Origin of the sequence: Mesorhizobium sp. M5C.F.Ca.ET.164.01.1.1, from assembly GCF_004792125.1 — a bacterium.
Taxonomy (GTDB): domain Bacteria; phylum Pseudomonadota; class Alphaproteobacteria; order Rhizobiales; family Rhizobiaceae; genus Mesorhizobium; species Mesorhizobium wenxiniae.
This window is the reverse complement of record NZ_SRTG01000007.1, coordinates 245,043-257,135: the sequence shown is the minus strand read 5'-3', so window position 1 is coordinate 257,135 and position 12,093 is coordinate 245,043. Positions and strand designations below refer to the sequence as shown.

Here is a 12,093-nt window from a genome sequence, read left to right as displayed (position 1 = left end):
TGGAGTCGGGCATCCCGGTCAGCCAGATCGTCCCGGTCCATCAGACCTTTGGCGGCGGCAATTGGACGACCAACACCGGCGGCAAATATGTCATGCCGACGACGGACCAGCTGCAGACGATGATGGACCACTGGGACGAACTGGTTCCGTCGCCCGAATTCGACTTTGCCTATGCCTGGGGTTCGCAGGAAGGCGACGTCGCGCTTGAAAGCTCGCCGGAACTGCAAGCCGTCTTCCGGGAACACAATCTTCAGGATGAGGCCCCGGCCACACCTCCAGTTAGCGATTCTGATACGCCTCCAGTTAGCGATTCTGGCACGCCTCCAGTCAGCGATTCTGACACGCCTCCAGTTAGCGATTCTGGCACGCCTCCAGTTAGCGATTCCGGCATGCCTCCATCCGACGACCCCGCCCAGACCATCGAGGGAAATGCCGGCGCCAACACTCTAGACGGAACCGCCGGCGCCGACACGATGGTCGGCCTTGGCGGCAACGACGAATACTATGTCGACAGTGCCGGCGACAAGGTGACCGAGTCCTCTGGCCAAGGTCAAGACAGGGTGTGGACCTCTGTGAGTTATGCGCTCTCAGCCGGATCGTCGATTGAAGTCCTTGGCACCACGAAGGACGCCGGCACCACGGCAATCAACCTGACCGGCAACGAGTTGGCCCAAACCATCCAGGGCAATGCCGGCGCCAACGTCATCAACGGCGGCGGCGGTGCCGATAAGCTGAGCGGCTTTGGCGGCAACGACGATTACTATGTCGACAACGCCGGCGACAAGGTGGTCGAGTCCTCTGGCCAAGGTCAAGACAGGGTGTGGACCTCTGCGAGCTATGCTCTCTCAGCCGGCACGTCGATTGAAGTCATTGGCACCACGAATGACGCCGGCACCACGGCAATAGACCTGACCGGCAACGAGTCGGCCCAAACCATCCAGGGCAATGCCGGCGCCAACGTCATCAACGGCGGCGGCGGTGCCGATAAGTTGAGCGGCTTTGGCGGCAACGACATTTTCGTCTTCAACAGCGCCCTTGGTAACGGCAATGTCGACAAGGTCACCGACTTCAACCCGTCCCAGAACAAGATCCACCTCGACGACGCGATTTTTGCCGACCTTGAGTTGGGCACGCTCGCATCCGACTCTTTCTTTGCGGGTAATGCCGCGCATGATAGCTCCGACCACATCATCTACAACAGTTCGACTGGAGCGCTCTCCTACGACAGCGACGGCACAGGCGGCGCATCTCAAACACAGTTCGCCACTCTCTCTCCAGATCTGTCGCTTACGGCAGCCTCGTTCTTTGTGACCTGAACGAGCTAGCGCGAAGCGACATCGCGCGAGGGCCGCGGTCGCCAACAGAGACAGGTGGATAAACTGCACCTTGAAGCCTGTCTCTTTCCGGCGAGCGTGGATGCTCTGGCGCGGATCGTGGCGGCACCTGCGATGGCGCCGGCCGTCCCCAGAACCGTTCTAGGCCCATTTCGGCATTGTCGATTCCCTCTCCAAATCTTGCGAAGCAGGCTACTCCGGACCGTTTGAGTTCCAGAATGGTAAGGTTAGCTCGAGTGCCGGTCCCCTGAACCGGCAGCAGGGCGACCACGCTAGGTTCGCTAACGCATTGTTTCGGCCAAACGTCTGTCGCTGTCATCCATTCGTAGGATGAGAATTCATATCGTAGTGGCTAGGGATTGAAGATAAGTGGACCTGCCCTTCAAAGGGAGGCTCTCCGCAGGCGATGCGTGTTTGACTTTGGAGAGCATCCGGTGGACGTCAGTTCCGCGGGCAAAAGCAGCAAGCGGATTTTAAAACTGGGGATGCCAGGCCGCAACTGGGCCGGCAGGGCGATTGGCAATGAGGGGCCATGGGAAAGATCAAGCGATCCTTGGAGGTTTTACGAACCGAAGGACCTGGTCGACTCCTCCAATTGTCTGCCCTATCGCTGATCGAGCCGCTTAGATGGCAAGGGCTTCGTCCTCGCGTTGCGTCTGATGCAAAGCAGGCATTGTCCCATCTCAATTTGACAAATCGAAGTCGCGGATTGTTTATCGATTGCGGTTCAAATATAGGTCAAGGTCTTAGATTCTTTTCTACATACTATACGCCCGACAAATACGATTACATTTTGATCGAACCAAACAAGAATTGCCTTGCGCAGCTTAATGCTTTGCGCGCGAAAAACTTGACTATGGAGATTATCCCAAAGGCGGCGAGCGTAAAAGACGGCTACGCTGAATTGTTCGGGCCTCCTCCAGACCGAGCGGAAGCCACCCACCAAAGTTGCTCGATAATCTTGGACCACAACGAAAGCCTGTATCAATCACAGCGTTTTGCGCCGGACCTCGTCGAAACGTTTTCACTCTCACAAATGATCCGGACAAAGCGTACGCTGTATGACGTGATCGTTCTCAAGCTCGATGTCGAGGGGGCAGAATACGAAATTCTTGATGATTTGATCAGGGCTGGAACCCATCGTGATCTATATGCTGCCTACGTGGAATTCCACTCTCTTAAACTGAGGAATCCCGCGAGACGGGAGAAGCGCGCCCTCGAAGCCAGAATGGTGCAAGCATTCGATGAAGCCGGCATTCGATTTAGAAGATGGATATAGCGTCATGGCGGGGCGCAGGAAGCTTGGGTTGAGTACCACTCTTGAGACGCGGCTCACCGCCAGATAACCGCTCGCGTCCGGCTCCGGCACAGCATATCGCCTCGGCGTGTAGACGCTGTCCTAATCGGCCTTGCCACATTGTCATCCGGCAGGCGGGTGATCCGGGCAAAGCCCAGAGAGAGCGGCTCTAGAAGCGTTCGGGAAAACCAGGCGATCCCAACTGACTGACTATTTATCCAATATTGCCGTCGTTAAGTTTCGCGCAAGTCCCTGCAAGTCAAATCGCATGAAAATTCGTGATCCATCCAAGATCAACGATTCTATCAACAGCGTGTCGCTAATTGATTTGGCGCTAATATGGGCCGTCGCGTAGGCAGGGATCGGGGGTACCGAATCACACGAGGGATATTCGCATGGCCACGATGCACTACACCTGGGGTGCCTCAGCTGCCCAGGCCAAGGCCTATGGCTTCAATCTGGTTGATCTTCAATACGCGTCATCGGTCAACGCGTTGCCGGATGGCTCGAAAGCCCTGATCTGGCTCGGCGAGAGCAATGGTGTAACCCAGTCGTTTATCGACAAGGTAACGCCTCTCCTCAACAATCCGAAGGTTTTTGGATTTTTTCTGACTGACGAGCCGGATCCCACCGGCAGATATCATACCCAAGTGAGCGCTGCGAATCTGAAGGCGGAATCCGACTGGATCCATTCCCATTTTCCAGGCGCCAAGACTTTCATCACCTTGATGGACATGGGGTCGTTCACTGATTCGAACTATTCCAATACCTACAATCCTGCCAACACGGGCATCGACTATTACGGAATAAACCCTTATCCGGTGCGCACCACTGCGGTGGACTTCAACTACATTGATAGAGCCGTGGCTGCGGCGCTGGAGGCAGGCATCCCGCAGAGCGCGATCGTTCCGGTCTATCAGGCGTTTGGCGGCGGCGGCTGGACGACCAATACGGGCGGGTCATATGTCATGCCCACGACATCCCAGATGCAGACCATGATGGACCACTGGGAAAGGCTGGTTCCCAATCCTGCGTTTGACATGGCTTATAAATGGGCCTCGCAGAACGGCGAAACCTCGCTTGGGAACACTCCGGCGATGCAAGACTTTTTCCTGCGACACAACACCAGCACCACGCCCCCACCTCCAACCGACGATACGCTCTATGGCACCAGCGGAGCCGATGTACTTCAGGGAACCGGTGCCCACACGATGATCGGCTACGGCGGCAACGACACCTACTACGTCGACAATGCCGGCGACAAGGTGAATGAGGCGGCCGGCGGCGGCACCGACAGGGTGCTCACCTCGCTGAACTATGCGCTCGCGGCCGGCTCGGAAATCGAGCTTCTCGCCACCACGAATCCGTCTGGCACGACGGCAATCAACCTCTCCGGCAATGCGTTTGCCCAGACTATCCAGGGCAATGCCGGCGCCAATGTCATCAACGGCCTCGCTGGCGCCGACACGATGGTCGGCTATGGCGGCAACGACACCTATTATGTCGACAATGCCGGCGACAAGGTGATTGAGGCAGCGGGCGGCGGTACCGACAAGGTGGTCACTTCGATGAGCCACGCGCTTGCAGCCGGCTCGCAGGTCGAGGTTCTCGCCATCAACAACCCGTCCGGCACGGCGGCTATGAACCTCAACGGCAACGAGTTCGCCCAGACAATCCAGGGCAACGCCGGCGCCAATGCCATCAATGGTCTCGGCGGCGCCGACACGATGATCGGCTATGGGGGCAACGACGGCTACTATATCGACAATGCCGGCGACAAGGTGATCGAGGCCGCAGGCGGCGGTCGCGATACCGTGGCCACCACGGTGAGCTACGCGCTTGCGGCCGGCTCGGCGGTCGAACTTCTGGCCGCCAGATATCCGTCCGCCACCACGGCAATCAACCTCACCGGCAACGAATTCGCCCAGACCATTAAGGGCAATGCCGGCGCCAATGTCATCAATGGTGGCCGCGGCGCCGACACCTTGACCGGCAATGGCGGCAATGATGCCTTCGTTTTCAATACCGCTCTGGGAGCCGGCAATATCGACAGGATTACCGACTTCAACAAGCTCCAGGACAAGATCCACATAGACAACGCTATATTTGCCGGGCTGAGCTCGGGCGCGCTCACATCCGCCGCTTTCTTTGCGGGTGCGGCCGCGCACGACAGTTCCGACCGTATCCTCTACAACAATTCAACCGGAGCGCTCTCTTTTGACAGCGACGGGATCGGCGGCGCGGTTCAAACACAATTCGCCACTCTCTCTCCAGGTCTGTCGCTTACGGCAGCTGCATTCTTTGTGACCTGAACGAGCTAACGGGACACGACCTCGCATGAGGGCCCGCGCTCGCCAACAGAGACAGGTGCACGAACTGCAGCTTGAAGCCTGTCTCTTTTGGCGGCGTCGACGCACTGGCGCGGATCGTCGCGAATGGATCTACCGTCTAACGCCTCGCCGTGTATAGGCTGCCCATCCTTTCGCTGCGTGTTGGCAGCGACATGTCGTCATCCAGCAGCCGGGTGATCCGGGCAAAGCCCGTAAAAGCCTTTCTTGCTTCCTCGGCAGACATCTGGCCCGCCAGAGCCGCAGCGCAGCAGTTCAGCGCGCATTGATACACCGGGCCGCGCCGCCCTTTCGGCCAGTGGCGCAAAAAAGTCATCGCTTCTCTGACACTGTCGATTTCTTCGACAGGTTTTCCCTGCCCGCGCGAAATTCGCACCGGCGTAAAGAACTGCAGGCGATTCATCTTTTCCTCCCCGTCGATCGCGATGCGTTCGATCGAACCTAATTAAATTCACGGCCAGCCAATTGGTTCCCGGCAAAAACGCCCACGGCGTTGCAAATTGGCAACGGATCGGCTGAGTGAATCGCCAATCATCGCGACTTCTTGCCGTTGCGGGAACGTTCGGGGGGGTGGTGCATTTCGACTTCAGCGATGATGTTTGAGGGAAATGCCAGCCTATGAGAATAGCCCATGTGGCGCCGCTCCATGAATCCGTACCGCCTCGGCTTTATGGAGGTACGGAGCGCATTGTCTCCTATCTGACCGAAGGATTGGTCGAGCTTGGCCATGACGTAACCTTGTTCGCCAGTGGCGATACAGAAACGTCGGCAAAATTGGTGCCGTGTCGCGAGCGTGCGCTGCGTCTTGATCCACGCCCGCTGAAATCCGAGACAGCCGCGCACCTTTCGATGCTTTCCGAGGTGAGGAAACGAGCTCATGAATTTGATATCATTCATTTTCACCTCAGCCATTTCCTGCATTTTTCCTTCTTCGAGCACATGCCCGAGCGGACGGTGACGACGCCGCATGGCAGGCTCGACTATGTCGATCTGGCGCCGGCCTATGAGCGTTTTCCGCGCTTTCCGATGATCTCCGTATCCCGTAGCCAAAGCACGGGGCTCGCCAACGCCAACTGGCTGACGACGATCCACCACGGGCTGCCGACCGAACTCTACAAACCGGTTTTCGAGACGAGCCCAGGGGAGCCCTACCTCGCCTTCCTTGGCCGGATGTCGCGCGATAAACGTCCGGATCGTGCCATCGAGATCGCGCTGCGCTCGGGGCTGAAACTGAAGCTTGCGGCAAAGATCGGCGACGACGACCGCGCCTATTTCCGAGAGATGGTCGAGCCGCTGGTCGACGGTGACCGTGTCGACTATGTCGGCGAGATCGAGGAGGATAAGAAGGCGGAATTCCTCGGCAAGGCGGCCGGGCTCGTATTCCCGATCGACTGGCCAGAGCCGTTCGGTCTTGCCGTCATAGAGGCGATGGCCTGCGGCACGCCGGTGATCGCCTGGAACTACGGCGCAATGCCGGAAATCGTCGATCAAGGCGTGACCGGTTTTATCGTGGATTCCATGGAGGGCGCGGTCGCCTCGGTGCCGGGCATGCTGCGGCTCGACAGGCGGAAGGTGCGAGCTGTCTTCGAAAGGCGGTTTTCCGCCGAAAGAATGACCCGCGACTACGTTTCCGCCTATGCGCGCCTGATCGGCGCCTCGGCCGAAGCAAGAGCGTCGTGAGCGGCATTACCTCGGGGGGCGAAACGAGAGAGATATGTAGCGAATGGCCCAACTCGACGAGCGCAAGCTTGATCCCGCGGTAGCACTTGCGTCCCTGGACGCCACCGCACCTCGAGAGCCGCATCGGCTGTTCGCCCTCAAGCAAGGCGATTGCTTTGCCGTGGCCGACGCCTACGGCGATATCCGCGGCGCTGGCGATGGTTTCTTCCGTGACGACACGCGAGTGCTTTCCGAATTCCGGCTGACCGTCGGCGGCCGGCAGACATCGCTGCTCGGTGCGTCGCTCAGCCAGGACAATGTGCTCTTCACCTCCAACCTGACCAATCTGCCGATGCAGAGCGCCCGCGGCCGGGACATTCCGCAGGGCGCGATCCATATCGAACGTGTCAGGCTGCTTTGGCAGCACCGGTTGTTTGAACGCATCACCCTTTCCAACTACAGCCAGGATCACTCCACCATCCGCGTTTCGCTGCATTTTGCCGCCGATTTCCGCGACATGTTCGAAGTGCGCGGCTCGACACGGCTGAAGCGCGGCATGGCCCATGCTGCCGAGACGGATGCGACCTCCGTCCTGCTTCGCTACGACGGGCTGGACGGGCTGGCGCGGATGTCGGCGATATCGTTCTCGCAGGCGCCGGACCAGCTGACGGCCGACCGTGCGGACTTCCTGATTGCCGTGACGAGGCGCAGCAGCGAGGTGCTGTATGTCGAAGTCGGTCCCGAAGTGGCGGAAACGCCGAACCGCGATCGCTACCGCGCCGCCGCGGCCCGCGCTCGCTTCGGCATGCGGGCCAAGCGCCGTCATGGTGCCACGGTGCACAGTTCCGGGCGCGTCTTCAACGACTGGATCGAGCGCGCTCGCGCGGATGTGGCGCTGCTGACCACGGAGCTTGCGACCGGACCCTACCCTTACGCGGGTATCCCTTGGTTTTCGACGGCGTTCGGTCGTGACGGCGTGATCTCCGCGTTGCAGATGCTGTGGCTCAACCCGGGTTTGGCGCGAGGCGTGCTGGCCTTCCTTGCCCAGCACCAGGCGACAGAGACATCGCCGTTCAGCGATTCACAGCCGGGTAAGATCATGCACGAGACCCGCAAAGGCGAAATGGCGGCGCTGCGGGAGCTCCCCTTCGGCCGCTACTATGGCGGTGTCGACACGACGCCGCTCTACATCCATCTCGCCTGCGCCTATGCGGACCGTACCGGCGACATGGCGTTCGTCGACAGCCTGTGGCCGTCGCTCTGCGCTGCGGCCGAATGGACCGAGGCGGCGAGCCGGCCGACCGGCTTAGTAACCTATCAGCGTGCCGCCGAGTCCGGCCTCTCCAACCAGGGATGGAAGGACAGCATCGATTCCGTCTTCCATGCAGATGGCCGCATCCCAAAGGGACCGATCGCGCTGGTGGAGGTGCAAGGCTATGTCTTTGCCGCCTTCCGGGGGCTGGCGGCGCTCGCCCGCCGCCGCAGTGAAGGCGACAGGGCCGATCATTGGGACAGCCGCGCCGAGGCCATGCGTGCCGCTGTGGAACGCCATTTCTGGCTGGACGATCTCGGCTTCTATGCCTTGGCGATTGATGGCGCCGGCGAGCCCTGCAAGGTGCGGACGTCTAATGTCGGGCATCTTCTCTATGTCGGGCTCCCCGAGCCGACGCGGGCGCAGCTGGTCGCCGACCAGCTGCTTTCGGCTTCCTTCCATTCGGGCTGGGGGCTGAGGACGCTCGCCGACGATGCTGTGTTCTTCAACCCGATGTCATATCATAACGGCTCGATCTGGCCGCATGACACCGCCATGTGCGGCGCCGGTCTGGCGCGCTTTGGCGAGCGTGAAAGCGTGGTCCGGCTGATGAGCAGCACCTTCGAATCGGCGGTCCACTTCAACATGCGGTTGCCCGAACTGTTCTGCGGTTTCACCCGCACGCCGGGCGAAGCGCCGATCGCCTATCCCGTCGCCTGCTTGCCGCAGGCGTGGTCGGCCGGGTCTGCCTTCATGCTGATGCAGGCCTGCCTCGGCCTGGAGATCGACGGCTGGGACGGCGAAATCCACGTCGCCCGGCCCAGGCTGCCGATTGGTATCGACATGCTCACGCTGAGGCATCTGGGCGTTGGCGCAAGGGCGGTGGATCTCACGTTCCAGCGTGTCGGCGACAGGGTGGTCGCCTTTCTCGCCGACCGGCATGAGGGCTTAGTGCCGCTCATCGTGCGGACCTAGTTTGGCTTTTCGCATGGATCCGACCGCTGCGCTGCAATTAGCGGAACCGATGGCCCGTCTGAACGTTCCGACGCACGGCAGCTTGTCACGATTGGCCGGTTGCGAATTCGAAAAACACACCAACATGGCCACTGATCGGCCTGAGAAAAATCGTTATTCTAATGTCGGACTATGGCATAGAGGTACTCTGGGTTCTAATCATTGCAAGCCTTGGCCTTTCCGCTGTTGCCCTGGTGTTCTCGATATCCCACCGACGCCACATACCAGCGGCCGCATCCACCGCAGGCGAGGACGTGATTTCGGAAGCGGCTCGCACAGTGCTGCGGGAGTTTGAAAAGAACGGCCACTCGGCCGATGCAGCGCTGATCACATGGTCGCCTGACACCTTGCGCAAGATCCTGGCCGAGGATCTGCCGGAGACGCAGGTGATCGTGGTATCCAACCGCGAACCCTACATCCACAACGTCAACGATGACGGCGTCGAGCTCTTGGTACCGGCCAGCGGGCTGGTTTCGGCGCTTGAGCCGATCACCCGAGCCTGTGCCGGCACCTGGATCGCCTACGGCGGCGGAACAGCGGACCGTCTCACCGTCGACGAGAACGACCGGGTTGAGGTGCCGCCTGGCAATCCGTCCTACACGCTGCGCAGGGTCTGGCTGACGGAGGAAGAATACCAGGCCTATTATCTGGGCTTCGCCAATGAAGGTCTGTGGCCGCTTTGCCATATCGCCTTCACCCGCCCGATTTTTCGCGCGTCGGATTGGGAAGCCTATGAGGCCGTCAACCGGAAGTTCGCCGATACGGTGGTTGCCGAGGCGCGCAACGAGCGGCCGATTGTGCTGGTCCAGGACTACCACTTCGCGCTCTTGCCGCGCATGATCCGCGAGCGCCTGCCCGAGGCAATCGTCATCACTTTCTGGCATATCCCGTGGCCCAACTCGGAAGTGTACAGCATCTGTCCATGGCGTGAACGAATCCTGGAAGGTTTGCTGGGCAGCTCCATCATCGGCTTCCATACTCAGTTCCACGCCAACAATTTCACCGAAAGCGTCGATCGCTTCCTGGAAAGCCGCATAGAACGGGCGGACGCGGCGATCTCCTATGGCGGGCAAACGACTCTGGTCCACGCTTACCCCATTTCAATAGAATGGCCGGCGGAACTGCTGGCAAGATTGCCGGCTGTCGAGGAATGCCGTACCCGTGTCCGCGAAAGATTCGGGCTGCCTGCGAACGTCAAACTGTGCGTCGGCGTCGAGCGCCTCGACTACACCAAAGGCATTCTCGATCGCTTTCATGCCTTGGACGAATTGTTCACGCGGTATCCCGAATGGGTAGGCAAAGTGGTTTTCCTGCAGGTCGCGGCGCCCAGCCGGGGCACATTGCCGGCCTACCAGCAACTTCATGACGAATGCCTTCGCTATGCCGAAGAGCTAAACCAGCGCTATGGCACCGAGGACTACAGTCCTCTCCTGATGGTGGCCGAACATCACTCGCAGGAACAGGTCTACGAGATCTATCGGGCGGCCGACATATGTATGGTCACCAGCCTGCATGACGGCATGAACTTGGTGGCCAAGGAATTCGTCGCCGCGCGCGACGACGAACAGGGCGTGCTGTTGCTCAGCACCTTTGCCGGCGCTTCGCGCGAACTTCTGGAGGCATTGATCGTCAATCCCTACGATACGGCCATGACGAGCGAAGCGCTGCTGCAGGCGCTGACCATGACGCCGGAGGAACAGCGCGAGCGTATGCGGCCCATGCGCGAGATGGTCCGCGACAATAACGTCTATCGCTGGGCCGGCAGCATGCTTCTGGATGCGGCCCGCCTTCGCAAGCGTGGCGACCTCGACCGGGTGACGGGCAACGGCGAGCGGCCATCCAGCAGCAACAATGTCATTTCCATCTTCGAGCGGGCACGAAAGGCGGCGTCGTGACGGACCTTCGACTGCAGCTGGCACCGGACCTGCCAGAAGAGCAATGGGCGCTTTTCCTCGATATCGACGGCACCTTGCTTGAACATGCCGCTCATCCCGACGCTGTCTTCGTCGGTGATGAGTTGCGTCAGCTTCTCGGAGACATTGAGCGAAGGCTGGGCGGCGCCCTCGCCTTCATCACCGGACGTTCGGTCTCTGCCGTCGACAGATTGTTTCATCCTCTGAAACTGCGCGCAGCAGGACTGTACGGACTCGAGCACCGGCTGACGTCGGACGGGCCGGTCGTCGCTGCGGACGCGCCGGCGGACATCGCTGCCCTTGCCGACGAGATCGAGGCCGAACTAGGTGGAGGCAAGGTCTATGTCGAGCGCAAGGGTCCGGTCTTGGCCATCCATACCCGCGCCGCGCCGCAACTGCTTGCACGGGCAACACAGCTTGTCGAACAGGCATTGACGCAGCTTCCGCCCGGATATCGCGTGATTCCGGGAAACGCCGGCGTTGAACTCATGCCGTTGGAAGCCGTCAAAGGAGCTGCCATTCGGCGTTTCATGGAAATCCCGCCCTTCGCCGGCCGGCGGCCCGTATTCCTCGGAGACGACACGTCGGACGAAAACGGTTTCGAGGCAATAAACGAAGCCAACGGCGTCTCGATACGCGTGAAGCCGCGCGGGCCGACGGTCGCAAGCTATGTTCTCGACAGCGTAACCGAGGCAATAGCCTGGCTCGACGCCAATTTCGGAGCGGCGCGGGTGTCCTGATCGCGACTCCCGGCTGGTCGTGAGACAGGCTCGCGCCACGCCCGATCAACGCAATTGGCCCGACATCCTTCGCATCGCTGCCGGAAGCCAAGCCAGGTTTTGCGCAGACTCGCCTCATATTCTCGGCAGAACGAACTAGCCACGGCTTTGCGCGAGGTAGGTCGTGTCGAGCGCACGCTGTTCATGATCGACTGGATTCTGGATGCCGATCTGCAGCGCCGCGCACAGACAGGGCCTAACAAGGGCGAAGCGCATCATGCGCTGAAGCGCGCCATCAGTTTCCATCGTCGTGGCGAAATCCGCGATCGCTCCGCCGAAGGCCAGCATTGCCGCATCGCCGGCATGGATCTTTTGGCTGCCATCATCATCTTCTTCTGGAACGCGAAGAAATTGGGTGAAGTCATCGCTGGCTGGAAACGTGAGGGAAAACCGCTATCGCTCGATCTCCATGCCAACGTCTCTCACTCGGCTGGGAGCACATCAATCTCACAGGCAAATATCGCTGGCCGAAATCCTTAGCATAGGACTCCGCCCGC

General features: G+C 60.1%; 8 protein-coding genes and 1 pseudogene. 8 read left to right on the top strand and 1 reads right to left on the bottom strand.

The window, feature by feature from the left end; genetic code table 11:
* The 3 genes from EN807_RS35755 to EN807_RS28210 form a co-directional block, all read left to right on the top strand.
* Positions 1–1,316: calcium-binding protein (locus EN807_RS35755; RefSeq protein WP_189522594.1), on the top strand; the 1,316-nt coding region annotated here is incomplete at its 5' end.
* Positions 1,317–1,866: 550 nt separating this feature from the next.
* The gene (locus EN807_RS28215; protein ID WP_135937555.1) at positions 1,867–2,613 is read left to right on the top strand and encodes an FkbM family methyltransferase; all 747 of its coding nucleotides are present in this window, start codon (positions 1,867–1,869) and stop codon (positions 2,611–2,613) included.
* Positions 2,614–3,026: 413 nt separating this feature from the next.
* Entirely contained in the window at positions 3,027–4,943 is a 1,917-nt protein-coding gene (locus tag EN807_RS28210) for a calcium-binding protein (protein WP_189522593.1), read from the top strand.
* 136 nt (positions 4,944–5,079) lie between these two features.
* On the opposite strand, the gene EN807_RS28205 is transcribed toward EN807_RS28210, so the two are convergent.
* Complete coding sequence (locus EN807_RS28205) at positions 5,080–5,382, bottom strand: DUF982 domain-containing protein (protein ID WP_135937554.1); 303 nt, start codon at positions 5,380–5,382, stop codon at positions 5,080–5,082.
* 215 nt (positions 5,383–5,597) lie between these two features.
* On the opposite strand from EN807_RS28205, the gene EN807_RS28200 reads away from it, so the two are divergent.
* From EN807_RS28200 to EN807_RS28180, 5 genes and pseudogenes are all read left to right on the top strand, one after another.
* Positions 5,598–6,659 (top strand): glycosyltransferase family 4 protein, encoded by a 1,062-nt coding sequence (locus EN807_RS28200; protein ID WP_135937553.1) that lies wholly within the window; start codon positions 5,598–5,600, stop codon positions 6,657–6,659.
* A 43-nt stretch (positions 6,660–6,702) separates the two neighbouring features.
* A complete protein-coding gene (locus EN807_RS28195) occupies positions 6,703–8,865 on the top strand; it encodes an amylo-alpha-1,6-glucosidase (RefSeq protein WP_135937552.1) in 2,163 nt (720 codons plus the stop codon).
* Positions 8,866–9,026: 161 nt separating this feature from the next.
* On the top strand, positions 9,027–10,799 hold the full coding sequence (locus EN807_RS28190) for a trehalose-6-phosphate synthase (RefSeq protein WP_135937551.1): 1,773 nt from the start codon (positions 9,027–9,029) through the stop codon (positions 10,797–10,799).
* Complete coding sequence (gene otsB / locus EN807_RS28185) at positions 10,796–11,557, top strand: trehalose-phosphatase (RefSeq protein WP_065008557.1); 762 nt, start codon at positions 10,796–10,798, stop codon at positions 11,555–11,557. Before EN807_RS28190 ends, otsB begins: the two co-directional genes overlap by 4 nt.
* A 52-nt stretch (positions 11,558–11,609) precedes the next feature.
* Positions 11,610–12,081: pseudogene (locus tag EN807_RS28180) on the top strand (Tn3 family transposase); the annotation flags it as partial.
* Between the last annotated feature and the right edge of the window lie 12 nt (positions 12,082–12,093).